Genomic DNA, 23,832 nt, shown 5'->3' on the forward strand with positions numbered 1-23,832 from the left:
GCAAAGCTCACGCAAAATCCACAAAACAGCCCTCAAAGCCGTTTATCAATCATGTCTGCCAGCAAGGCCAAAATGGCCGTTTGGGTGGCAGCCAACAGCAAAATTAGGGTGGCTTCCGTCAAGTCATTGCGCACAAAAATATCTTGCGCCAACGAAACGCAAAACCCGATCGCAAAGGCCGCTGAAACGGGCATCAAAATTCGCATCGGCGCAAAATAAAGCCCCGTGCGCAGAATAATTTGCACAAATCGCAAAGTGTCCCGAATCGGTTTAATTTTGCTGCGGCCTTGGCGCGGGTGATAGTCGATCGGCTCGTAATGCACCGTATAGCCATTGGTGAGCATGGCTACCGTAATGGTGGTGGTGAAGCTAAAGGTATTGGGCAAAATATTCAAAAACCGATTGGCAATTTCCTTCCGAAAAATCCGCAAACCACTATTCAAATCAGGAATCTTGGTTTTGGTAATCCACTCCGCAAAGCGAACGAGAAACCACTTGGGAATTTTCCGCAAATTGGAATATTGCACATTCTCCCCAGTCCGCGACCCCACAACCATGTCCGCTTCCGCCAGTTGAATTAAATTCACCAATGCCGGAATTCGTTCGTTGGGATAGGTTCCATCCGCATCGGTAATTACAATCAAAGAATACTTGGCGTGACGAATTCCGGTTTTTAAGGCCGCACCATAACCCCGATTAATGTTGTGATCAATGACCCGAATACCGGGTAGTTGATGCAAAATTTCACCGGTTCGATCGCTGGAACCATCATTCACAGCAATGATTTCATAGACACCCGGATAAGCACTGAGGGTGGCTTGCAGATGTTCGATGGTGGGAGCAACGCCCAATTCTTCATTAAAAATCGGCAACACCAAAGAAAAAGCAGGATAGGCTATTTCCCCAGAGCGATCGCCTGGCTCATTTTGATCCACCAGAGCGGGATGGTTAGCGATGCTTGGGGGATTGCTACTCATGCGAAATAATCGCCTCAAAAAACAGGAAAGTGACGGGAAATTAAGGGAGCGGGAATGCAGTTAGCACCCGCACACCAAACGCCGTCTACTTTACCATTGGCCTGATCTACCCCAGGAAATTCTAAATGGGGTAGTCATTATCGCCGCAGAGGATCGATCGCCTCATGCCGTTTGGAGCGGTGATGAGGGGGTGATGGGGTGGTGATTCGATCGCGAAACTTCGAGAAAACTCGACCGTCGAGCCTTCGTCAAGCCTTCGTAGAACCTTGGTTGCAGAAATTCAGAGATTGAGAGGTTGATCAGTATGCGTAATTTGGCGGCGCGATCGCCCCGTTGGCGACCCCACTGGCCCCCCTTGGGCCATCTGAAATGGGGATTCTTAGCCGCGTTGGTCATTGGCCTGGCCGCGATCGGGGGCATCGTTAGTTGGGGAACCACCCAGCCCAGCCAGGCCGCAACCCCCGGCGGTACGGAACTGGTTTGGTATGGCCAATCGGCCTTCAAGCTCACCACCCCTTCGGGCAAAGTGCTGTGGCTCGATCCCTGGTTGCAAAATCCGGCCAACCCCGAGGGAAAAGCCATCCTGAACCAGCTCGATCGGGCTGATTTGGTGCTCGTCACCCACGGCCACAACGATCACGTGGGAGATGCAGTGGCGATCGGCCAAAAAACCGGGGCCCAATTGGTGGCCACCTTTGACTTGGCCAATGCTCTGGTTTCCGTGTTGGGCTACCCCAAAGAGCAATTGCAATTTCCGGCCCTGGGCAACTTCGGCGGTCAAATTTCCTTGCTGGATGGGGAAGTGGAAGTGGCATTCGTGCCAGCGGTTCATAGTTCCACCGTCAGCACAGATGGCAGCCCCCAACCCTTTTATGCAGGTAACCCGGGCGGCTTTTGGATCAAGGTGAAAAACGGCCCCACCCTCTACCACACGGGCGATACAGACCTGTTTGGCGACATGGCCCTCATTCCAAAATTTGGCCCCGTAGATTTGATGTTGACCTGCATTGGTGGCAAATTCACCATGGGCCCCGATCGCGCCGCTGAAGCGGTGGAATTGGTGCGCCCCAAATTGGTGATACCCATGCATTACGGCTTATTTTCGTTGCCGGGCACACCGGAACAGTTTGCCGCAGCCCTGAAAGCTAGACGCATCACCACGCCCATGAAGGTGATGAAAATTGGGGTTCCCGAACAAATTTAGGAACCGCATTTTTGCAGCCCAACAATCAACAACCCAACAATCAACGTTGATGGGCTTTTTGGGCAATTCATCAACAACCAGTCCACCAAAAACACTGGCAAGCTGATCAAAAATGATCGATCGCCCTGCCAGTGTTTTTCATGATTCATCGTCAACATTGCAATGCCCCGATCGAGTTGAAAACTCAAAATCATGGGACATTTCAACTCAGCAAATTAATTCGGAACTATGCGGGTTCCCCTTCGGAAGAGTCAGGGGCGATCGCGGCAAACTTGGCAAACACTTCCGCCTCCGTCAGGTTCACCGTTTGGTTCGCAAAGTCATAGTAATGGGGCTTGCGATCGACAAAAATTTGCTCCGTGAATTCAAAAGGCTGGTCATCGGCAAATAATCCTGCTGGCACAAAATAGTCCTGAGTCGGAACCAGCCGATAAAACAAATGCGTGCCACATTCACCGCAAAATGCTCGCTCAGCCCAGTCGGACGATCGGTAAACCTTCAGTTTCTCGCTTCCTTCGATTTGCACATTGGAACCGCAAGCAATTCCCAACGCTGGGCCACCACTCCATCGACGACACATCCCACAATGACAAGCATCCACGGTGGTTTTGTCGGGAACTTCAATGGCGATCGCCCCGCACAGACAGTGACCTTTCATCGATCGCGCCTCCTCCATCAGAGACTCTAAGAACGGCGGTTACGGAAACCACTATCTGATTTTAGTACGATAATCCTCAGGGGGCACTGCCAAAATGTCGCAATGGCGATCGCCCACAACTTCAACAAAAGTCCGACAAGTTGCCTCAGCAAGTCCGACAGTCACCCACGCAGCACCATCCGTAACTCCAACAGTCGTCGCCCAAACTAAATTCATCGGGTTAAACACCGTTGTCCAAAGTGTTTTGGGAGGTCAAGGTCATGTCGATGGGACTGTTGTGGCTGTCTTCAACGGGTGTGCAAGCGAGCCAGCAAGTGCGGCGCTATGGCGATAGGCAACCAGCAGCGGCGGCGATCGGGACGGCGATCGTCAAATATCGCAGCCCGGTGACTGGGGGCTGGCGGGTTTGGTTCCAAGCATCCTATTGGTCGATTGCCAATGGGGATGGGTTGAACTTGCATGAGGGCGATCGCCTGGAGGTTGTGGGCTACGACAACGGCAATCAGTTGGTGGTGCGCACTGCTTAACTTTCGACTCAATATCAAGCAATTAACTCACTACTGAGAGTCTCAATTGATGGCTTGTATAATTGGGCTGAAGCGGTTGATGAGTGTCCCATGAGTAGATCGTTGCGAGTTGCTGATCGTTATCGCGATCGCGCCAAAGTCGCCCTGAAGCGTAATGGTTTAAGCCAATCAGCACTTGCATTAGATCTGGGGCGTTCACGGGACACAATTTACAACTTCTTTCGAGGTCGGCCAGTTGATCGATGGTATTTCCAAGAAATTTGCGATCGCCTAGGTCTTGACCTCCAAGAAATTGCCGATTTTGGGACTGAAGATGATCATGAAACAGCAGTCTTCAATCCTAGCTTTTTGGGTCGGGAAGCAGATATTGCTGAATTGGAACGTTTGAGCCAACAGCACCGCCTGATTGTGATTCAAGCCGGTGGTGGCGTGGGCAAGAGCACCCTAGCCAGCAACTTCCTCAGCACACACTTCCCTCAAAAAGTTCTTGAGTTACCCGTGGCTCGGGAAGCGCGATACTTAGCGCCGGTTTCTGGGTTTGTGGATGATTGGCTGATGTTTGATCTGCAACAACAGACTGGTCACAATCTGGGAGTTTCTCTGCTGCGTCTGAAGCGTCAATTACAAACCACGCCGATCGGGATTTGGATTGACAACTTGGAAACGGCCCTGGATGAGCAGGGACGATTGATTGAAGATTGTCGAGATTATGTGGAATTGCTGCGAACTTTGAGCGATCCCACGCTGAAATCTCTGACGTTGGTTACAAGTCGCGTACGAGTTTGCGAACCTTCGATCGCAGCCGTCACTCATATGCTGGATGGTTTGCCGTTATCGGCATGGCACACCTTTTTTGAGAATCGCGGCATTGTGATTCATTCGCCTACATTGTCAAAACTTCGTCATTCCTATGGTGGGAATGCTAAAGCTATGGAAATCATTGCCGGTGCAACTCGCGAAGATGCCAACAACAACTTGATTGAATATATGTCTCGTCCAGAAGTAAATTCGTCGGAACATCCTGAGCTAGAGACTTTGCTTGAAAGTCAATTTCAGAATTTGAAGAAGTCGAACCCAAATGCTGCTCGTCTATTCTGTCGTATGGGTTGCTATCGCTATGAGGAAATTCCTGTAATCACGTTGGCAGGTGTGGAATGCTTGTTGTGGGATGTACCGACCGAGGAACATCAGCAATTGATTAAAAGCTTGTTACGTCGCTCACTGCTTAAGCGTCAAGATCAAGGGTACTTGATGGAGCCATTCACCGCCCAGTTTGCTCGTAAACATTTGAAGATCAGCGAAGATTGGCAACAGTCCCATAACCAAGCAGCCAGCTACTGGCAAGCGCACTATGCAGATTTTGAGGGTTCCCAAAAAATTCTCGCCTGCACCGAATCATTTCACCATTTTGTTGCAATTGATGAATTTGAGAAAGCTGCATCATTGATGTGCAGCATCACACCTGGCTTGGGTCAAAATCGTCTCAATGCCTACCTGAACTGGAGTGGACGACCTGACTACTTCCTCAGTTGTGCAAATCAGATTGAGGAAAAGCTTTCCCCGAAGTCTACTACTCTCTTGCTGGGCTCTATGGGTGTTTCTAATTACTACCAAGGGAATTACAAAGAAGCGATTGAAACCTGGACTAAAATTTTGAATTTGTGCGAATCTTTTTCGTCAATGGATGATGTCTTTCTGAAAATTCAAGGCTATCGAGGTGACTGCTGGGCTTGGATGCTACATTCCCATACCCACCTTGGCGAGCTATCTTCTGCACAAGACTGCTTCGAGAAGTCTCAAGCTTTTTTGATGATGACTTGGAAGTCAGGCTACTCGCCTATTCTGGACTGCTATGGTTGCGACTGGTTGAAGGAGACTACTCGGATGCCAAGAAAATTTTTCAGAACTTAAGAAAGGTTGGCTTGCTATGTGAGAGCAACTTTGAAATCAGCATTGAATCACCCTTGAGCAGCTTTGGTCGAGAGTTCCCTGAAAGCATCATTCTCCATCTTGTCAGTGATTCCATCCTGTTTGAGTTGGCCGAATTTCTGCAACAAGACTCAAGCGACATCTCTATCGATGAAATTCATCTTCTGAAAGCTAAAATCCAAGACCAGAAGAAGGTTTACCAATGCGCCTTTGATTTTCACGACTCTGCTCTCTGGGCAGACTTAGCTTGTCACTTTCACTCCCATCTAGGAGATCTACAGCAAGCTGGTCAAGAGTTGAATGAGCTTCAATTGGTGACCAAGACGACGCTTAAAGATGCAACATTGAATTTTCTTGCGCAGAAATCGGAGGGCGTTTTAGCTTACTACAGCTCAGATTTCAAGGAAGCACTAGCGACCTTCTCAAAATGCCTTGAAGTGGTGACGGATGGGCAGATGAAAGTCTACGCTCCCCTGATTCACTACTACTTGGGTAAAACTCATCAGTCACTCTTCAACCAAACCCAGAGCAATCAACATTTCCAAGAAGCGATCAACTGGCTCACCAAAATGGAAGCAACACGCCGGATCGAACAGGTGCAACGCGCGATGATCAATCCCGTTCATGGCCTGGATATGATTTGGTGATGATGAGCGTGGTTATGACCATTGGCCGATCAGTCGAAACCTAGCCGAATGAGACGGGAGTAGATTACTCTCGTCTCATCTATTTTTGGCACAATTGGCGAAGATGAGTAATCGATCGCAGATTGAGCGCACCAACAAAGCCTTCTATCAAACTTAGCGAGCCATGACGACTGTCAAAGAGCAATTACTACTCTTGATTGACGAATTACCTGAACCCGCTTTAGAGCTAGTTCTCGAATTCACACTTTTCCTGAAAAGTCGTTACCTGGAAAATGCTAGCAAGTCTCCTGATGAGTCACTTGAAACTTCTGAAGTAGGAATCAATTCAGGCCCTAAAAGTCCTTTTGAACAATGCTTTGGCACATTAACTCTTGATCAACCCGAGGACTTTGAAAATACAAGAATTGATCAAGACCTTGCCCAGGCTTATGAAGATGAATTGTCTTGAAAAGAGTTGAGGGCGCAGGGTTGCTAGTCCCCACGCCCTCGATCGAACCTACTTCTTGTCACGCGATCGCTTCAAGCCAGGAAACACCAACCAGGCGATCGCCGCCGAACCAGCCAACATCGCCGCCACCGGAAAGGTCTGCGACAAAGCCGCCAAAGCCGCCGTCACTTCCAACAACAACTTGATGTCTTCGAGGGTTTCCATCGGCTGTCCTCCGAACTCGATATCTCTATCAAACTCGGCGCTTGTCGGAGTTACAGCCGTTGCCCTGTCGGACTTGGGTTGCTCTTTGATGAAACTCAGCGCGGGAACAGATCCAAAACCTGTTCCCGCTCATCAACTGAGTCATTCAGCGCCGTTTGCGATTACAGGCTCGACAGCACTTCGCGAGCGGCGGCCAAGGTGGCTTCGATGTCCTCGTCGGTGTGGGCCAACGACGTGAAGCCCGCCTCAAACTGCGAGGGAGCCAGGTACACGCCCCGCTCCAACATACCCCGGTGGAAACGGCTGAACTTGGTCAGGTCAGCGGCCTTCGCTTCTTCGTAGTTGCGCACGGGGCCCGCTGTGAAGAACATGCCGAACATACCGCTGATGTGGCCGCCGCAGACTTCGTGACCCGCTTCCCGGGCGATCGCCAACAGGCCGGTGATCAGCTTGCCGGTGATTTGGTCGAGATATTCGTAGCTGCCGGGACGACGCAGCAGTTCCAGGGTTTTGATGCCAGCGGTCATGGCCAAGGGGTTGCCCGACAGGGTTCCCGCTTGGTACATGGGGCCTGCGGGAGCCACCATTTGCATGATTTCGCGGCGGCCGCCGTAAGCACCCACGGGCAGCCCACCGCCGATCACCTTACCGAGGGTGGTCAGGTCGGGGGTGATGCCGAATTTTTCTTGCACACCACCGTAGGCGATCCGGAAGCCGGTCATCACTTCGTCGAACACCAACAGCGCGCCGTTTTCCTTGGTGATTTCGCGCAGACCCGCCAGGAAGCCGGGTTCGGGGACGATGAAGCCCGCGTTACCCACGATCGGCTCCAGGATTACGCCCGCGATTTCGCCGGGATATTCCGCGAACAGGGCCTTGACGGCTTCCAGGTCGTTATAGGGGGCGGTCAGGGTGTCGGCGGTGACGTTTTTCGGCACGCCAGGGGAGTCGGGCAAACCGAGGGTAGCCACGCCGGAGCCGGCCTTGACCAAGAACATGTCGCCGTGGCCGTGGTAGCAGCCTTCAAACTTCAGCAGCTTGGTGCGGCCGGTGTAAGCACGCATCAGGCGCTGGACGGCGATACAGGCTTCGGTGCCGGAGTTGACGAAGCGCACCATTTCAATGCTGGGGACGGCATCAATCACCATCTGGGCCAGCACGTTTTCTAGGTAGCAGGGCGCACCGAAGCTGGTTCCTTTGTCGATCGCGGCTTTCAGGGCTTCCAACACTTCGGGATGGGCATGGCCGCAGATGGCGGGGCCCCAAGTGCCCACGTAGTCGATGTAGCGGTTGTTGTCCACATCCCAGGCATAGGCTCCCTGGACGCGATCGAACACGATCGGCTGACCACCCACGGACTTAAACGCGCGCACGGGCGAGTTCACGCCGCCGGGCATCAGCGTTTGGGCAGCGGCAAAAATTTCTTCTGAACGGGTGGTGTTAAGGGCAGTGGCAACCACAGCGAGCTTCTCCTTAGTTGGGTGTAATGGTTGGTTGTGATGGGGTTGGCGAATATCAAACCATTTTTACAACCCTAAAATTTTAAAATGAGAGGGGCGATCGCTGTCAGAAGTGGTAATATAGCCAAGCGATGTTGAGTGGCGCTTGCGCGGCCGCTTGCATAGCCGACCCTGGATGCGTAGCTCAGTTGGATAGAGCATCAGATTCCGGTTCTGAGGGTCGGGGGTTCGAGTCCCTCCGCATCCGTTCCCATCAAATGGCGATCGCATAAAATGGCGATCGCGGGCTGGTTTTGGTGTTGTTCAACCAGCCCTAAGGTTTATTGTGACCACTGACGCATCGCCTTCTCATTCGCCTCATCTACCTTCCCAGTCGTCCGAATCGCGGGCTGGGGCTAATGTTGGTCTCGGGTCTGAGTCTTCACCCCCTGCGGAGTCTGCGGCCGCCAAGCCGGCCCCGGCCAATGCGGTGGTTACTCGCGACATGACGATCGATGACCTCGCTCCGGTCTTTCACTTGGGCGAGCAGCTTTTTCAAAATGAGTTGTATCCCACGCTTTACCGCACTTGGGATGAGTGGGAGGTCACGGGCCTCTACAACACGGATCCGGAATATTGCCTGATTGCGGAAGTGGAAGGCGAGTTTGCGGGATTTGTGTTGGGTACGGTGATTGAAAAACAGGTGACCTACGGCTACATCAATTGGCTCGGGGTTGATCACCGATTCCAGCGCCGGGGCGTGGCCGACTCCTTGGTTGATCGATTCGTGGAGCGCACGATCCACCAAGGGGCCCGCAGCCTATTTATTGATACGGATCCCGCTAATGAACCGGCAGTGAAGTTCTTTACCCGCAAGGGCTTTGACAATGTGCGCCGCCACGTTTACATGTCGCTCGATTTGGGACAACATCCCTACTTTGGCCGACTGATTGACTATGAGCAAGATCAGGTGGAACGGGCTGCTCGCAAGCACCGTCGCCGGGCCAAGGGATAGGTTATGCAGTTGATCCCCTGATCCCCAAGCCTGCCCTTTGGCGATCGTGGGGTGCGATCGTGGACTTTGATCGCAGACTGAAATGGTGAGAAGCAAGGGCCGTCAGCCCCTAATTTGCCCATGAAATTTTTGCCCCTGCGCACCAAAATCGTCCTTGCTGTGGTGGCTAGTGGCTGGCTAGGGGCGGCGGTGGTCGGTCACTTGACCCTGGAGATGATGCGGGCTTCTTTTTCGCCGGCCACCGTGCAGGGCCACCAAGAAAAGTATCGATCGCACGTATTGGCCTATTACCAATCGGCTGGATCTTGGGACGCAGCCAAGCAGCGGGAAGATCTAGGCCACTTCATCCAGCGCCGTCGGGCAGCACTGGCCCACAATCGCGCCGCTGACCTGCCTAAGGATCCCCGCCCGATCGATTGTCCTGTGGAAAGCTGGCTTCAGCGGCTCAAGGCTTGGCTAGGCCCTTTGGTGATGTTTGGGCGACCCTCTCCGCCTCCCGTGACCCATGGGGGATTCGGGGCATCATCGTGCAATTCGGAAGCCGCTTTGCCACCGGATTTCCCGGAGTTGCCAGAAGATCCAGCAACGATGCCTGGCCTGTTCCCACCTCCCAAGCCAGGACAAACCAGAACCGACCAGCGAGCCTGGCCCCCCAGCCGCCCGCTGTTTTCCGTGGTGGACTCAGGAGGCAACTATATCCTGCCGCCTGAGCGGGCCGCGCGGGGCGATCGCGTCCCATTTTTCGACTTGCAACGTTGGTGGTCTCAAGTATGGTCACAGCGCATTTCTGAGCTGCAATTAGATGAGCAAATTATTGGTTTCATTGTATTTGAAAATGATTCGGAAGTAGATGACAGCTTCCTAGCCTATGAACAAAGTGTGCGAGTTAGTTTTTTGTTGGCTTTTTTGGTTACAGCGCTTCCCATTGGGATGATGGGTTATTTTTGGGGAAATACGATCGCGCAGCCTTTGGAGCAATTAACAGAAGCTGTTCGTTTGATGAAGCAAGGTAATTTAGACCGCGCGATCGAGGTTAAGGCGAATGGTGAAATTGGCCAACTGGCGACTGAGTTTGTGGCCATGCGACACCAACGCCAACTGGCAGAGCAAAAATTAGCCCGCCAAAAGCAACAGGCCGAAGCAGCCAAGCACCAAGCGGAACTAGCTAATCAGGCTAAGAGTGAATTCTTGTCGAATATGAGCCATGAGTTGCGAACGCCGCTGAATGCTGTCATTGGATTTTCGCAACTGATGAAGCGCGATATTGGCTTAACCGAGGAGCAAAAAACTAACCTGGCCGTGATTCAGATGAGCGGCGAGCATTTATTGAGACTCATTGATAACTTCCTGTCGATGGCCAAGATTGAAGCGGGCAAGGCGGAACTTGTTACACAGTCGATCGAGGTGCGATCGCTCTTTAAAGAAGTCATGGCCATGTTCGAGTTGGCTGCCCATCAAAAGGGATTACGCCTCGATTTTGAACTGGATTCCGCCTTGCCTGCCTGTGTGGTGATGGATGATGGCAAATTTCGCCAAGTGTTGGTCAATCTCTTAGGCAATGCTATTAAGTTTACGCCGGAAGGGGGCATTTCTGTGCAAGTGCGATATGCACCGCCCGATCGCCTGATAGTGGAAGTGATTGATTCCGGGGTGGGCATTGAACCGGCTGAGTTGCCCAAGTTATTCCAGTCTTTTGAGCAAACCGCATCGGGGCGATCGAGCCGCGCAGGAACCGGATTGGGATTAGCCCTCAGTCGCTCTTTTATACAACTCATGGGGGGCGAAATTACGGTTAAAAGCCAGCCCAATCAGGGCACTGCTTTTCACTTTTCGATCAGTGCGCCCATTGGAGAACCAAACAGCGCCAATCCCGATCCCAGACAAATTATTGGGCTAGCGCCCGATTCCCCAATTCCTCGAATTTTGATTGCTGACGATCGCCCGGAAAATTGCACCCTTTTGAGTCAATTGCTCAAGCGTGTGGGGTTTGCTGTTCGGGAAGTTCATGACGGCTATCAGGCGATTGAGGAGTGGTCTAAATGGCAGCCCCACCTAATTTGGATGGATTTACGGATGCCGCAACTTGATGGCATTTCGGCCATGAGACAAATTAAGAAACTAGCCCGCTCAAAACAGCAGTTTGTGGCTATTCTGGCCCTGACGGCCAGTGCTTTTCAGGAAGATGAAGAAGAGGTTTTAGCAACCGGTTTTGATGGATTTGTGCGCAAACCCTTCCGAGAGCAAACGATTTTGGATGCGATCGCCCATCATCTCCAGGTTCGCTATCTGTATGCCAACTTATCCACCGGTTTGGAAAGCGAGATTAGCAGCAGCTTCAGCGGGCGATCGCCCGTGGCCAGCCCTGAACTCACCGATCGCGTGAGTCAAAAACTACGGAATTTGCCAGAACCTTGGCGCAAGCAAATGCTGAAAGCCGCCCAAGAAGCGGACTTTTTTGAACTGGAATATTTAATTCATAAGTTGCCCCCGGAAGAGGCGTTAATCATTGCTCAACTGAATCGTATTTTGCATGATTATGACTATGATCAATTACAGTCATTGTTGAGTATCAATCTGTCATGAAACCGTTACAAAATTGCCATGAGACTGTCACGAAATTTGATTGACAGCTAATTGATATTTGATTGATATTTTTAATTAGTGCTTAGTGAATTTTTTTAAGTATTGTGCTTGTATTTTGCTCCTTCGCTTCATTGGCAACTAGGATAAATTCACGAATTTCATGATTCGAGTTTCACAATTCGTGAATTAAATTTGCAAATTTTCAGAAACTCGAAACCACAATCTTCAGGATGCAGAGCCGATGAACTATTCAATGATCGATCGTGTCCCCCCAGCAGACGGCCAGCACGAAGCCATCCATGAACTGGATCAACCGCCCTGCACAATCCCGACAGTGCAAGGCAACATCCTGTTGGTGGATGATAATTTGGTGAACTTGCGAGTCTTGAGCCAGTTGCTGGTGCGGGAGGGTCACAAGGTGCGGCCGGTTAACAGCGGAGAACAGGCGCTGAAGGCGATCGCGGCCCATCGCCCAGACCTGATCTTGTTAGATATTCGGATGCCAAACCTAGATGGTTATGAAGTTTGTCAACGCTTGAAGGCTGATCGTCGATCGCAGTCTATCCCGATCATTTTTATCAGCGCGGCCAACGCTGTTCACGACAAGGTTAAGGGGTTTGAGGTGGGCGGTGTGGACTATATCGCCAAGCCCTTTCAAGAGTTGGAAGTGTTGGCAAGGGTCAACACCCATTTACAGATTTATCGACTGCAACAGGCCCTAAGTCAAAAAATCTTGGATTTGGAAAAGGCGAACGCCAAAATCACAGAGTTGAGCATTCGAGATGAGCTGACGGGACTGTTTAATCGCCGTCACTTTAATGGGCAAATGAGCCAATTATTTGAGCAGGCTCAGCGCTATCGTTCTCCCTTGAGTGTTGCGATCGGGGATGTGGATTTCTTTAAGCGAATCAACGATCAGTTTTCGCACGCGGTGGGCGATCGGGTCTTGAAAGGGGTGGCGCAAATTCTGCAAAAGAATCTGCGATCGAGCGATCTTTGTGCTCGCTATGGGGGCGAAGAATTTGTGATTGCACTGCCGGGCATCGGCTCAGCGGATGCGGTGGCGGCTTGCAACAAAGTTCGCCAGGCGATCGAACAAGCGCCTTGGCCCAAAATTCACCCAGAACTCAGCGTCACCCTCAGCATTGGTGTTTCTGACCATTTAGCCCTGGGAGATTATGAGGCGATGATTGCAGAAGCCGATCGCTATCTCTATGCCGCCAAACATGGGGGACGAAACCAGGTTTGTGCCGCTTCTTAATGTTTCGTTGAGGCCAAGGCGGTAGGATGATCGTTTTGGATTGCAGCCCCGTTTTTTCGATCGCGCGCGATCGCCCCCTGGGCTGAAGGATGCTGGGCTTGAATCATCCTCGGTCAACGCTGGGGCAGCGCGATCGACCCTTGGACGCAAATTCCGGGGCTGCTGGTTGTGTCGCACTCTTTTGTTGAAAGGCAAGTAACCTATGGGCCCCGTCAGTCAGTTCATCAAACACCACTACCGCCACTTCAACGCAGCGGCCTTGGTGGATGCCGCTGAAGCATTTAAGGTGCATGTGGAAGCCGGAAATCCGATGTTGCTGGCCATGGCCGGAGCCATGAGCACGGCAGAATTGGGCCTGTCGCTGGCGGAAATGATTCGCCAAGGCAAAATCAACGCGATTTCTTGCACGGGGGCCAACCTGGAAGAAGACATCTTTAACCTGGTGGCCCACGATTACTATGTGCGGATTCCGAACTATCGGGACTTGACCCCAGAAGATGAACAAAAACTGCTGGACAAGCATCTGAACCGGGTCACCGATACCTGCATTCCGGAAGAAGAAGCCATTCGCCGCATGGAAAAAGCCGTGCTGGATGTGTGGAAGGCGGCCGATGCGACTGGGCAACGGAAGTTCCCCCACGAATTCTTCTACGAAGTGCTGCTGAATGGCTCCTTGAAGGAGTATTACCAAATCGATCCCAAGAATTCCTGGATGTTGGCGGCGGCTGAACGGAATTTGCCGATCTTTGTGCCCGGCTGGGAAGATTCGACCCTGGGGAACATTTTTGCGGCTCGCTGCATTGAGGGCGACATCAAAAATGTCCACACGGTGCGCACGGGCATTGAATACATGATGGCCCTGGCGGACTACTACACGAAGGTTTCGATCGAGAGCGGCCAGTCGATCGGGTTCTTCCAAATTGCGGGCGGCATTGCGGGCGACTTCCCCATTTGCGTTGTGCCCATGTTGCAGCAAGACCTGCTGCGCGAAACGCCGCTGTGGGGCTATTTCTGCCAAATCAGCGATTCCACCACCAGCTATGGTTCCTATTCGGGAGCCGTGCCCAACGAGAAAATCACCTGGGGCAAGCTGTCGATCGACACGCCCCGGTTTGTGATTGAAAGTGACGCGACGATCGTGGCTCCGTTGGTGTTTGCCTACGTGTTGGGCTGGTAACGAAGCGGCGATCAGTTACCCAATCGATCGCTCAGGTCACTTTCAGATCAATCTCCGGCCAGTCTCAGATTGCTGATTGCTGATTGCTGATTGCTGATTGCTGATTGCTGATTGCTGATTGCTGATTGCTGATTGCCAATTGCTTAATGCCAATCGATGTAGCTCATTAGTAGCTCATTCGATGTAGCTCATCGTTGCTAGATCTAGCCCTGCTCTGCTGTCTGGGGATGGCTGCCATCTTCCAAGGACAGCGGGGCGGGCCAACCATGCCCAATCGGAGGTATTAAAACTCCAAAATTGCCCACCGCCAATCGATCGGGCGATCGACGGTAGGATGATTGGGATTTAGCGGCAACCTTGGGCCTCAGAGGCTCTGCATTGCCCCGTACCTGGACTTCACCCCCATCCTTGACCATGCCCGACATTGTTGACATTGCCATTAATGCCGGTTCCTTTGAAACCCTCGTAACCGCCGTCAAGGTGGCTGGATTGGTCGAAGCCCTGAAAAGTCCAGGCCCCTTCACCGTATTTGCGCCCAACGACCAGGCCTTTGCTCAGCTCCCACCCGGCACGGTGCAAACCCTGGTGCAAAACCCCCCACAACTGGCTCGCATCCTGAAATATCACGTGGTGGCTGGTAAATACACCCAAGCGGATTTGGCCCAGATGACCCAACTAGAATCGCTTGAAGGTGCTCCAATTCCGGTGCGGGTTGGCAAAAACTTCGAGGTGAAAAATGCCACGGTGGTGGCGGCCGACATCGAAGCGGCCAATGGCGTGATCCATGTGCTCGATCGGGTGATTCTGATGGGTTAATGGGTTAGGGGGCCAGTGGGTTAATCAATGGCAAAAACAATGGCAAAAACGCGGTTTTCCGATTTCAGAATCGGCTGGAAAGGGGCTGCCCCGCTTCCCAAAATTCAGTTGAGTCTAAGTTGAGTCTGCCAAGCTGAATCCATCAAGTTGAGTCAAATTCGATCCAACTTTTCGATCCCGCTTGAGGCAGTCCAGCTCAAGCTTGCGATTGTTTGCGACTCTTTACATTTCTTCAAAATTCCCAATAGGGGACTGCTTTCGCCAAGCTTCCCTCAAGCTCGCTTTGTGAATCGCGCTCCGCAAGGGGCGTTCCGCGCTCAGCGTAGGATTTAGCGCGATCGCTCTGGTTCCTGTTTCGCGCCCGCCCGCCGGTAAGATCAGTCAGCTCACCGTGAACTGAGTGTTGATCGGTACATAGCTGGTTTGGGGGAATGCCATACACTGAGAGACAGTTTGTTAACTGTCTAGACGGACTCGGCTTCCAGGGGCATCTATTGACTGAACGGGAATTCGCTTCCGTCCTCGCCTGGTGTTGAGTTTGCGGTTCGCAGGGCACAGCTATGGTCATGATCAATCCAGACCATGGCCCAACCGAAGCCGCGATCGGAACATGGTTCACTACTTTTTCCCGAGTATCGTTTTCAATAGAGTCTCAGGGGTAGGGAACAGCAGCCGCGAGGACAGATAACATCCAGCCCTTGTAGGTCGCTACTGCTTTTGCTTGTATCAGTCTCATAAGGGGTAGTTCTTATGGTGCCCAATCGCATGCTCTCCCGATTCTTTGTTTCCTCGGTTTTGACGGCCGGGGCGATCGCCCTTTCAAGTTTCACCGCTTCGGCAGGAATGCCTTTGGTTAACGGTCAAGCTGGCTCAGAAGGGCCCGCCGTTAGCTTTAATTCGCTCCCGAGCCAAGAAGCTGGGTTCGCTCCCCGGGGTAACCGCACCCTTCGCCACACGGTCAGTGGAGGCCGGCGCGGTGCTTGTGGTTCCTCGGCCTTGGCCCTCATGCCCTTAGTTCCCGGCCAACAGGGTGCGCTGACGGCCAGTGCTCATCCTTCGCTGTGGGTCTATGTGCCCGCTGGGATGGGCAGCACGGCTCGTTTCCGGTTGACGGACGCAACGGAAGCCGACTTGGACGAGCAAACCATCGCTCTTCCCCAGGAAGGCGGCTTGGTGCAGGTGAAGCTGCGGGATAAGGGCCAAGGCCTGACCGCTGGCAAGGCCTATCAATGGTACGTTTCGGTCACTTGCGAAACGGCCAACGGCGAAGAACCGCGCAACACCTTCGCTAGCGGCTGGATTCAACGGGTGGAAGCCAGCTCTGCGGTGGCGGAAGCAACGGCAGCTCCCGATCGGCTGACGGCGGCGGCGGCCTATGCTCGTGCGGGCATTTGGTACGACGCGGTGAGCAGCGTGATTGAAGCCGATCGCTCGGGCGATCGAGCAGCCGCTTGGCAAGCGCTGGCCACTTCGGCGGGTTTGGATCGATCGCTGATGGCCATTAACCTGCCCAGCAACTAGACCAGCAACCGGCCCCGCAACTCGTCAGATTGCCGGGTGGCAATCCTCAAGACAGTGCGTAGGCTATGATGCCTGTCGAGTCAGAATCAGGATGGAGTGTAAGCTCAATCCTGATTTTGGTTTTTAGGGCTTGTTTCTTGGAGTTGGTTGATGAACTACCTAATTGCTGTCTTTGCCGATCGCATGGGCGTGGAAGCGGCTTACACGGCCCTGGAAGCGGCAGGCTTTGACCTCAAGCAAATGGCCATTTTGGGCAAGGGCTACAAAACCGCCGATGAATTTGGCTTCATTGACCCCAGCCAGCAGGCTCGTCGCCAAATTAAGATGATGGCTTTTTGGACAATTCCCTTTGGCTTTTTGGCCGGCGTGGGATTCAGCTTGGCGACGGGGTTGCAAACCTTCACGGAATGGGCTGGCCCGGTGGGCAACCATTTGGTAGGTGGTCTGTTGGGGGCGATCGGGGGAGCCATGGGCAGCGTGACCGTTGGAGGCGGCCTGGGCCTGACGGGAGGTAACGGCGATGTGCTGGCCTATCGTAATCGACTTGATCAAGATCAATACCTGTTGGTGATCAAAAATCTTGATCCGATGCAAACCCGCCAAGCAAATGATTTAATTCGGCTGCAAAACCCGGAAACCGTACAGGGCTATACCGATTCTGGGGCCGTTTAAACGCACAATCCATCCGGGATTTCATGCACCATGTTGGCTCCTTGGGGGGAAACTGCCCACCCCCAGACCCAAACAGGATTCAGGTTTCCCGTCCCTCATCAACAACCCACCCGCTGGCGAGCTGGCGGGATGAGGATGGGTTTCTAAAGCCCCGCCTTCCTATAATCTAGGGAGCATGACCAACCTTACCGAGCCAGCCGATCGCTCTATGAGTTCGACCATCCATTCGCTCGATCGAGAAGTTGCCGCAGCCTCGGCATCAGACTTGTTTTTGCGGCATCGTCTCAAGGTGATGGAAGACCTGTGGCGGCAGGTGTTGCAACAGGAGTGCGGTCAGGAATTGGTATCCCTGCTAGATCGACTGTTGGATCTCTGCGCGCCGGACGGCCAAGCCGCTGATTTTTGCGAAGCTGATGTTTTGAAGCTGGTTGAAAACCTAGACCTTAATTCGGCAATTCGGGCTGCGCGTGCCTTTGCCCTTTATTTTCAACTGATTAATATCGTTGAGCAACATTACGAACAACGCGATCAACAACGGCAATACGAAACTGCCAGCAGTCAGCCCATTTTGACGAAGCTTTTTAGCAACCATAGCCCCTTTGACAATCCTGAATCGAAGGGTGGAATTGAAGCAAAGGTGCTGGAGCGGAGCATTCCCAAACCGGATCAGATTCCGGATAATTGCGGTACGTTCTATTGGCTATTTCCCTATTTGCAACAACTGAATGTGCCGCCTCGGCAAATTCAAAAGTTGATTGATCAATTGGATATTCAGTTGGTCTTTACGGCTCACCCAACGGAAATTGTGCGCCACACGATTCGCGATAAACAGCGGCGGTTGGTGAAGATTTTGCGGGAGCTGGATTTGGTGGAAGAAGATTTGCGCGATCGGGGGCTGAGCACCTCGATCGAGGCCCAAACCCTGCGCCAAAAACTCACGGAAGAAATTCGCCTTTGGTGGCGCACCGATGAATTACACCAATTCAAACCAACGGTGCTGGATGAGGTGGACTACGCCTTGCACTATTTTGAAGAAGTGCTGTTTGAGGTGATTCCCCAGCTCTATCACCGGTTCGATCGGGCGTTGAAATCGTCATTTCCGGGCCTGACTCCGCCCCGTTTCGATTTTTGTCGGTTTGGATCTTGGGTAGGTTCCGATCGCGATGGCAACCCTTCCGTCACGCCAGAAGTGACCTGGAAAACCGCCTGCTATCAGCGCAACTTGGTGCTGAAAAAATATCTGCAATCGGTGAAAAGTCTCAGCAGTTTGTTGAGCCTTTCTTTGCACTGGAGCGATGTGCTGCCGGAGCTGCTGGAATCCTTGGAGCAGGAGCAGGCTCGACTACCGGATATTTACGAAAAATATGCGGTGCGTTTCCGCCAAGAACCCTATCGCCTGAAGCTGGCTTACATTGAACAGCGGTTGATTAACACCCTGGCGCGATCGAACCGGCTCTACGAAGGAGATGAATTGCACTCGGATATGTTGGAAAACAATCCGGTCAGCATCTATCGATCGGGCACGGAATTTTTGGCGGAATTGAATCTCATTCGGCGCAGTTTGCAACAAACGGGCTTAGTTTGCTCGGATTTGGAAGATCTGATCTGTCGGGTGGAAATTTTTGGGTTTAGTTTGGCCCATTTGGATATTCGCCAAGAGAGTGGCCGTCACTCAGCTGCGATCGATGAAATTACGGAATATCTGCAACTGTTGCCCAAGCCTTATCGGGAAATGGACGAGGCAGAACGAACGGCCTGGCTGGTGCAGGAATTAAGCACCCGTCGTCCTTTGATTCCGGCGGAGTTGCCCTTTTCCGACAAAACCCGCGAGGCGATCGAAACCCTGCGGGTGGTGCGACAGTTACAGCACGAGTTTGGCCCCGGAGTCTGCCAAACCTACATCATCAGCATGAGCCACAACGCCAGCGATCTGCTGGAAGTGCTGCTGCTGGCCAAGGAAGCGGGCCTCTATGACCCCGCCACCGGGTCAGGAACCCTGCGCGTTGTGCCGCTGTTTGAGACGGTGGAAGACTTGAAATGTGCGCCGTCGGTGATGGAGGGGCTGTTCTCCATGCGGCTTTACCGCGCATTGTTGGCGGGTGGCTACGATCGCCTCGATGCCGTTTTGGAAGCGGCCACCGAAGGGCAAACGGGTGCAGAATTTGCCAAAATGCGACCCCACACCCCCACCAGCAATCAGCAAGAGGTGATGCTCGGTTATTCGGACAGTAACAAGGATTCGGGCTTCCTCAGCAGTAATTGGGAAATTCACAAGGCCCAAAAGGCGCTGCAAGGGGTGGCCGATCGCTTTGGGGTGGCCCTCAAGATTTTCCACGGGCGCGGTGGATCCGTGGGACGCGGCGGCGGCCCGGCCTACGAAGCCATCTTGGCCCAACCGGGCCGCAGCATCCAAGGCCGCATCAAAATCACGGAGCAGGGGGAAGTGCTGGCTTCCAAATATTCCTTGCCCGAGTTGGCGCTCTATAACCTGGAGAAGGTGGCCGCCGCCACGATTCAATCGAGCCTGTTGGGCACGGGGTTTGATGACATTGAGGCTTGGAATGAGATTGTGGAGTCCCTGTCGGCGCGATCGCGGGAACATTACCGATCGCTGATTTACGAACAACCGGATTTCATTGACTTTTTCCATGAGGTCACCCCGATCGAGGAAATCAGTCAATTGCAAATCTCTTCGCGACCGGCCCGCCGGGGTGGCAAGAAGGATCTCAGCAGCCTGCGGGCCATTCCTTGGGTGTTTAGCTGGACCCAAAGCCGCTTCCTGTTGCCCGCCTGGTATGGGGTGGGCACGGCCCTGCAAGACTTTGTGGATCAGGAGCCGGAAGAACACCTGAAGCTGCTGCAATATTTCTACTTCAAGTGGCCGTTCTTCAAGATGGCGATCTCGAAGGTGGAAATGACGTTGGCGAAGGTGGATCTGCAAATTGCCCGCCACTACACCAATGAGTTGACGCAGCCGGCCAACCGAGACCGGTTTGAGGCTCTGTTTGAGCAAATTGCCCATGAGTACATGACGACTCGGGATCTGGTGCTGAAAATTACGGGCCACGATCGCCTGTTGGATGGAGATCCGGCGTTGCAGCGATCGGTGCAGTTGCGCAACGGCACGATCGTGCCCTTGGGCTTCCTGCAAGCGTCGTTGCTCAAGCGGTTACGCCAACACAAGCAACAGTCAGCGACTGGCATGGCGCGATCGCGCTATAGCCGCAGCGAGCTGTTGCGCGGGGCCCTGCTGACCATTAACGGAATTGCGGCCGGAATGCGGAACACCGGTTGATCGCGGCGGCTCACTGGGGTGCTGATCCCGATGCGCCTTGGCCCAATGGGGTCTGAATGGAAGGGCGATCGACCGACGGGTCGATCGCCCTTCTGGTGTCTGAAGGTGGGCTGGAGCCTGGGCTAGGCCACAAGCGATCGAGAAACTAGATACAATCCTTCATAAATCTTGAACACCACCGCGATCGCATCCTATGGCTGCCAACGTTGAAATCTATCTCTGGACAACTTGCCCCTTTTGCATTCGGGCCAAGCGATTGCTCGACCACAAAGGGGTGAAATATACGGAATATGTCCTAGACGGCGATGAGCCAGGGCGGGCCAAGATGGCGGAACGGGCCAATGGTCGGCGATCGGTTCCCCAAATTTTTATCAATAACCACCATGTGGGCGGCTGTGATGATATCCACGCCCTGGAGCAGGAAGGCAAGCTAGATGAGTTGCTGGCTGCTTCTTAGGTTGGCCGACAATCAGATCTAGCTCCACCGGTTATCACTTAGCGCTAGGGGCCTTGGCTTTGGTGTTCAGGGCCCTTTGCAATAGCTCGGGGATTTTGGAGGGGCGATCGGCCACTCTCACCTTGGCGGCCTTGAGCGCGGCGACCTTGGTGGCAACATCGGTTTTGCCCCGTTTGCCCAACTCCGTGCGCGAGGCCACGATCTGGTTGGCATGGCCGATCGAGCGGTTCACGGGGGCAAAGTGTCCGGCAATGTAGGCAATCACGGGCTTATCGATCGTTTCGGCAATGTAACGCGCGGCCCGCAGTTCCCCATCGCCGCTGACTTCGCCCAGCAGCACAATGGCCTCGGTGCGATCGTCCTCATCCAGCATTTGCAGCCACTGTAGCAACGACGATCCCACCACGCGATCGGCCCCAATGCAAGCGGCGATCGATTGGCCAAACCCAGCCCGCGTCAGTTGCAGCGCCACCTCGTAGGCCAGGGTGCTGCATCGGCTGACAATCCCGATCGACCCCGGTTGATAGCACTCGGCCGGGTGCATTCCCAACAACACCTGTCCCGGCACAATAATTCCCGGGCAATTGGGGCCGAGCACCAACGTATCGGTGGCCTCTGCCCGCCGCACCAGGCGCACCATATCCAACGGCGGCACACCGGCCGACACCATCACCACCTGGCGAATGCCGGCCGCGATCGCCTCCAAGGCCGCATCCACCGCCGCATAGGCTGGCGAAAAAACAATCACCACATCGATCGGCCCCACCGTGGCGATCGCCTCTTCTACCAAATCAAAAACGGGAATTTCATTGATCGATCGGCCCCCTTCGCCGGGGCTGACACCCGCCAGCACCTGTGTGCCGTAGTCCCGCATCAGCGGCACATGGTCGATCGCCAGCGGTTCGGCAATCCCACAAATCAAAACCTTGGTGTTGGGTGTCAGTCTCATCCACAAAGCTCCCTGACGCTCCTGCCGATTCGTTGATTCAATCCCACAAGACTGGCACAAAAATAGCGAGATGCTAAAACCAGATGCTAACCGGGAGCGGCCTTGGCGGCTCCCCGGCGACTGGTTCCATTATTGGCTGATTCCTCCAAATCATCGGTTAAATCTGCCTCTAAGTCTTCTGAATCGTCCTCGGCTTCCAAGAGTCGTTGCTTACGATCGGCGCGATCGATCTCGGGCAATCGCAACAACACCCCGACTGCGTACCAGTAATAAACCGCCACTGGATCCACATCCAACGGGTAGTAATAGGTTTGATAACTGATGAACAGCACAAACACCCAATAGCTGGCTCCGATGCCGCGCAGATTTTTTTCCTTGACCGATCGATAGGCCTTAAACGTGGTGATGGTAATCACCGTGACGAAGGCCAAAAACGCCGCAATGCCCGGAAAACCCACCTCCCACATCACCTTGGGAAACCAGGTTTCAATCAAGGTTGTGCGACCAAAAACCCGCGCTGAGTTGGTGGCTCGGCCTAAGCCCGCCCCAAAGGGATTGTTTTGGGCTTTTTTAAGCACAAATCCAAACTGCTCCCCAATGAATTCATCGGCCGGAGAAGCAGCCCAACGGCTGGTAAAACTATCAATCCGCTCTTGCAACACATCAGGGAATAAAACCGCTGCACCACCCAACAGCAACACCAAACCGAGGGCGATCGGCAAAAAGCGTTTTAAGTTGGTGACTTGCCCCGTCAAAACCAACAGAATGACGGTCACCACTGGCACGAGCGCCAAGGCAATTCGCTGGCCTGAAATCACCGCATTCATGAAGATGCCACCCATGGCTCCCAAGCCAATCAGCCGCCACAGGGGGGATGGGTCATTAAAAGCCGTCGTATAGGTAAAAAAGGCATTGGAAATTAGAAACCAAGCCCACTGCCAAGGAGCCACAAAGGTTCCCGGTAATCGCACCATATTTTGTGATGGACTCCAAACCAAGGAGCCGCCCACAAAGCAACGAGCGTCGATCGAGGCCTTGAACAATCCCGATCCTTCCAAGTGGTCAGTGCCCGCACAGCGACCCGTCAGCAGAAAGTAATATTGCACATAGGCCAATGCACAGCAAATAATAGCCAAAACCGATGTGATTCGCGTAGCAAACAGCAGTTCTTTTTTACTGCGAATGAGGTGATAGGTGCAGAAGATAATGGGAATATAGCCCATGAAAACCTTGAAGCCCAAAATTCCCAAAGCAAGTGGCGATTTGTCATCAGGAAAGGGCTTTTTAAGCTGCTGCATTCCATTCACGGACAGCAGCGTAATCACGGAGCAAGTTAACAAAATCAAGAGTGTGGGTTTCAGGGCTTTGGAGGCCCAGAAAGGAATTCGCATCTGCCGACACGATCGCCAAATGCCAATCAAAGCAGGCAAATAAATGCCGTCTTTGGCCAATTGCAACACCACGCTGCCACCCAAGGCATAGGTGACCGTGCCGCTGAGGGGCAAATACATTAAAAAGCCCCAAAAAGCCTGACGCGGATATTTCAAAGACAGGGACAAAACCGGAATGGCCGCACCGGCCACTACGCCCATTTTGGGATCAACGGCAACGGCAGCGATCGCCCCTAAAATCACACCCACAATGAGGGACGGTGTGAGGGATTGAATAAAGGCTTGGCGAGCTTTGGCTTGTTCCCGTTGGCGCTTTTTTAGCTCCTTGGGATCAACTTTGACCTTGGCATTTTTTCGCTTCTGATTGCGTTTTTTCTTGGTTTTGGTGTTGCGTTTTTTGGCTTTTGTGGGGCGGGCTTTGGCTTTGCGAGCGACGGCCATAGACGGGGGTGGGGAGAGTGAGGGGCGGCAGCGTGGGTTGCGGACGGGGCGGCGAACGGGCCCGATCGAGCAGGAATCAACTAGGAAACGTTTGCCATTGTATTTCGCGAATTCCGGGATGGTTTCGGGGCAGTCCCGATCGCCCGCTGCCGGTTTGAGATATTTGGGCCTCTTGGGTTGATCAGTTGTTCAATGGCCTGGTTCACTGGATTTGTTCGCAT

The 23,832-nt window shown here is 53.2% G+C and carries 20 protein-coding genes and 1 tRNA gene; 15 read left to right on the forward strand and 6 right to left on the reverse strand.

All coding sequences use genetic code 11. The annotated features are described in order from the left end of the window. Window positions 1–32: 32 nt before the first annotated feature. Window positions 33–977 carry a glycosyltransferase family 2 protein gene (locus ACZA91_RS16860; protein ID WP_463183575.1) on the reverse strand — a complete coding sequence of 315 codons (945 nt, stop codon included), beginning with the start codon at window positions 975–977 and terminating at the stop codon, window positions 33–35. A 304-nt stretch (window positions 978–1,281) separates the two neighbouring features. On the opposite strand from ACZA91_RS16860, the gene ACZA91_RS16865 reads away from it, so the two are divergent. Then, entirely contained in the window at window positions 1,282–2,181 is a 900-nt protein-coding gene (locus tag ACZA91_RS16865) for a metal-dependent hydrolase (RefSeq protein ID WP_190533417.1), read from the forward strand. A 226-nt stretch (window positions 2,182–2,407) separates the two neighbouring features. Here ACZA91_RS16865 and ACZA91_RS16870 read toward each other — a convergent pair whose 3' ends face one another. After that, on the reverse strand, window positions 2,408–2,839 hold the full coding sequence (locus tag ACZA91_RS16870) for a GFA family protein (protein WP_099532085.1): 432 nt from the start codon (window positions 2,837–2,839) through the stop codon (window positions 2,408–2,410). Window positions 2,840–3,099: 260 nt separating this feature from the next. Here ACZA91_RS16870 and ACZA91_RS16875 point away from each other — a divergent pair, with 260 nt between their 5' ends. From ACZA91_RS16875 to ACZA91_RS16890, 4 genes are all read left to right on the forward strand, one after another. Further along, window positions 3,100–3,366: a hypothetical protein gene (locus ACZA91_RS16875; RefSeq protein WP_463183581.1), complete on the forward strand. Its 267-nt coding sequence runs from the start codon at window positions 3,100–3,102 to the stop codon at window positions 3,364–3,366. 90 nt (window positions 3,367–3,456) lie between these two features. Further along, a complete protein-coding gene (locus tag ACZA91_RS16880) occupies window positions 3,457–5,277 on the forward strand; it encodes a helix-turn-helix domain-containing protein (RefSeq protein ID WP_463183583.1) in 1,821 nt (606 codons plus the stop codon). Beyond that, on the forward strand, window positions 5,223–5,942 hold the full coding sequence (locus tag ACZA91_RS16885; protein ID WP_463183585.1) for a hypothetical protein: 720 nt from the start codon (window positions 5,223–5,225) through the stop codon (window positions 5,940–5,942). Before ACZA91_RS16880 ends, ACZA91_RS16885 begins: the two co-directional genes overlap by 55 nt. Window positions 5,943–6,105: 163 nt before the next feature. Continuing rightward, window positions 6,106–6,390 carry a hypothetical protein gene (locus tag ACZA91_RS16890; RefSeq protein ID WP_463183587.1) on the forward strand — a complete coding sequence of 95 codons (285 nt, stop codon included), beginning with the start codon at window positions 6,106–6,108 and terminating at the stop codon, window positions 6,388–6,390. 48 nt (window positions 6,391–6,438) lie between these two features. On the opposite strand, the gene ACZA91_RS16895 is transcribed toward ACZA91_RS16890, so the two are convergent. Together ACZA91_RS16895 and hemL are read right to left on the reverse strand one after the other, a co-directional pair. Beyond that, window positions 6,439–6,594 (reverse strand): hypothetical protein, encoded by a 156-nt coding sequence (locus ACZA91_RS16895; protein ID WP_190355398.1) that lies wholly within the window; start codon window positions 6,592–6,594, stop codon window positions 6,439–6,441. Between the two features lie 161 nt (window positions 6,595–6,755). Continuing rightward, window positions 6,756–8,054: a glutamate-1-semialdehyde 2,1-aminomutase gene (hemL, locus tag ACZA91_RS16900; RefSeq protein ID WP_190527250.1), complete on the reverse strand. Its 1,299-nt coding sequence runs from the start codon at window positions 8,052–8,054 to the stop codon at window positions 6,756–6,758. 173 nt (window positions 8,055–8,227) lie between these two features. Here hemL and ACZA91_RS16905 point away from each other — a divergent pair. From ACZA91_RS16905 to grxC, 10 genes are all read left to right on the forward strand, one after another. Beyond that, window positions 8,228–8,301: transfer RNA gene (locus ACZA91_RS16905), tRNA-Arg, on the forward strand. A gap of 237 nt (window positions 8,302–8,538) precedes the next feature. Further along, complete coding sequence (locus tag ACZA91_RS16910) at window positions 8,539–9,048, forward strand: GNAT family N-acetyltransferase (RefSeq protein ID WP_099532059.1); 510 nt, start codon at window positions 8,539–8,541, stop codon at window positions 9,046–9,048. A 120-nt stretch (window positions 9,049–9,168) separates the two neighbouring features. Beyond that, the gene (locus ACZA91_RS16915) at window positions 9,169–11,631 is read left to right on the forward strand and encodes an ATP-binding protein (RefSeq protein ID WP_463183591.1); all 2,463 of its coding nucleotides are present in this window, start codon (window positions 9,169–9,171) and stop codon (window positions 11,629–11,631) included. Between the two features lie 241 nt (window positions 11,632–11,872). Further along, window positions 11,873–12,892, forward strand: coding sequence for a diguanylate cyclase (locus ACZA91_RS16920; protein WP_463183593.1), 1,020 nt, complete (start codon window positions 11,873–11,875; stop codon window positions 12,890–12,892). Window positions 12,893–13,094: 202 nt separating this feature from the next. Next, window positions 13,095–14,069 carry a deoxyhypusine synthase family protein gene (locus ACZA91_RS16925; RefSeq protein ID WP_099532056.1) on the forward strand — a complete coding sequence of 325 codons (975 nt, stop codon included), beginning with the start codon at window positions 13,095–13,097 and terminating at the stop codon, window positions 14,067–14,069. A gap of 414 nt (window positions 14,070–14,483) precedes the next feature. Beyond that, window positions 14,484–14,885 (forward strand): fasciclin domain-containing protein, encoded by a 402-nt coding sequence (locus tag ACZA91_RS16930; protein WP_099532054.1) that lies wholly within the window; start codon window positions 14,484–14,486, stop codon window positions 14,883–14,885. Between the two features lie 750 nt (window positions 14,886–15,635). Then, on the forward strand, window positions 15,636–16,406 hold the full coding sequence (locus ACZA91_RS16935; RefSeq protein ID WP_190355403.1) for a DUF928 domain-containing protein: 771 nt from the start codon (window positions 15,636–15,638) through the stop codon (window positions 16,404–16,406). Between the two features lie 150 nt (window positions 16,407–16,556). Further along, window positions 16,557–17,078, forward strand: coding sequence for a hypothetical protein (locus ACZA91_RS16940; protein ID WP_099532052.1), 522 nt, complete (start codon window positions 16,557–16,559; stop codon window positions 17,076–17,078). 208 nt (window positions 17,079–17,286) lie between these two features. Then, the gene (gene ppc, locus ACZA91_RS16945; RefSeq protein WP_099532051.1) at window positions 17,287–20,373 is read left to right on the forward strand and encodes a phosphoenolpyruvate carboxylase; all 3,087 of its coding nucleotides are present in this window, start codon (window positions 17,287–17,289) and stop codon (window positions 20,371–20,373) included. A gap of 193 nt (window positions 20,374–20,566) precedes the next feature. Continuing rightward, the gene (gene grxC, locus ACZA91_RS16950; RefSeq protein WP_099532050.1) at window positions 20,567–20,830 is read left to right on the forward strand and encodes a glutaredoxin 3; all 264 of its coding nucleotides are present in this window, start codon (window positions 20,567–20,569) and stop codon (window positions 20,828–20,830) included. 34 nt (window positions 20,831–20,864) lie between these two features. Here the strand turns inward: grxC and ACZA91_RS16955 are convergent, their stop codons facing one another. Together ACZA91_RS16955 and hpsL are read right to left on the reverse strand one after the other, a co-directional pair. Continuing rightward, window positions 20,865–21,779, reverse strand: a complete 915-nt coding sequence (locus tag ACZA91_RS16955) for a succinate--CoA ligase subunit alpha (RefSeq protein ID WP_099532049.1) — start codon at window positions 21,777–21,779, stop codon at window positions 20,865–20,867. A gap of 86 nt (window positions 21,780–21,865) precedes the next feature. Beyond that, window positions 21,866–23,611, reverse strand: coding sequence for a hormogonium polysaccharide biosynthesis protein HpsL (gene hpsL, locus ACZA91_RS16960; RefSeq protein WP_463183598.1), 1,746 nt, complete (start codon window positions 23,609–23,611; stop codon window positions 21,866–21,868). Window positions 23,612–23,832 lie beyond the last annotated feature (221 nt).

This window comes from Limnothrix sp. CMB-01, assembly GCF_055193175.1.

Excerpts from the sequence above, each read along its gene's own strand:
- ACZA91_RS16860 (WP_463183575.1), bottom strand. The coding sequence starts at position 977 with ATGAGTAGCAATCCCCCAAGCATCGCTAACCATCCCGCTCTGGTGGAT.
- ACZA91_RS16865 (WP_190533417.1), top strand. The coding sequence starts at position 1,282 with ATGCGTAATTTGGCGGCGCGATCGCCCCGTTGGCGACCCCACTGGCCC.
- ACZA91_RS16870 (WP_099532085.1), bottom strand. The coding sequence starts at position 2,839 with ATGAAAGGTCACTGTCTGTGCGGGGCGATCGCCATTGAAGTTCCCGAC.
- ACZA91_RS16875 (WP_463183581.1), top strand. The coding sequence starts at position 3,100 with ATGTCGATGGGACTGTTGTGGCTGTCTTCAACGGGTGTGCAAGCGAGC.
- ACZA91_RS16880 (WP_463183583.1), top strand. The coding sequence starts at position 3,457 with ATGAGTAGATCGTTGCGAGTTGCTGATCGTTATCGCGATCGCGCCAAA.
- ACZA91_RS16890 (WP_463183587.1), top strand. The coding sequence starts at position 6,106 with ATGACGACTGTCAAAGAGCAATTACTACTCTTGATTGACGAATTACCT.
- ACZA91_RS16895 (WP_190355398.1), bottom strand. The coding sequence starts at position 6,594 with ATGGAAACCCTCGAAGACATCAAGTTGTTGTTGGAAGTGACGGCGGCT.
- ACZA91_RS16910 (WP_099532059.1), top strand. The coding sequence starts at position 8,539 with ATGACGATCGATGACCTCGCTCCGGTCTTTCACTTGGGCGAGCAGCTT.
- ACZA91_RS16915 (WP_463183591.1), top strand. The coding sequence starts at position 9,169 with ATGAAATTTTTGCCCCTGCGCACCAAAATCGTCCTTGCTGTGGTGGCT.
- ACZA91_RS16920 (WP_463183593.1), top strand. The coding sequence starts at position 11,873 with ATGAACTATTCAATGATCGATCGTGTCCCCCCAGCAGACGGCCAGCAC.
- ACZA91_RS16925 (WP_099532056.1), top strand. The coding sequence starts at position 13,095 with ATGGGCCCCGTCAGTCAGTTCATCAAACACCACTACCGCCACTTCAAC.
- ACZA91_RS16930 (WP_099532054.1), top strand. The coding sequence starts at position 14,484 with ATGCCCGACATTGTTGACATTGCCATTAATGCCGGTTCCTTTGAAACC.
- ACZA91_RS16935 (WP_190355403.1), top strand. The coding sequence starts at position 15,636 with ATGGTGCCCAATCGCATGCTCTCCCGATTCTTTGTTTCCTCGGTTTTG.
- ACZA91_RS16940 (WP_099532052.1), top strand. The coding sequence starts at position 16,557 with ATGAACTACCTAATTGCTGTCTTTGCCGATCGCATGGGCGTGGAAGCG.
- ppc (WP_099532051.1), top strand. The coding sequence starts at position 17,287 with ATGAGTTCGACCATCCATTCGCTCGATCGAGAAGTTGCCGCAGCCTCG.
- grxC (WP_099532050.1), top strand. The coding sequence starts at position 20,567 with ATGGCTGCCAACGTTGAAATCTATCTCTGGACAACTTGCCCCTTTTGC.
- ACZA91_RS16955 (WP_099532049.1), bottom strand. The coding sequence starts at position 21,779 with ATGAGACTGACACCCAACACCAAGGTTTTGATTTGTGGGATTGCCGAA.
- hpsL (WP_463183598.1), bottom strand. The coding sequence starts at position 23,611 with ATGGCCGTCGCTCGCAAAGCCAAAGCCCGCCCCACAAAAGCCAAAAAA.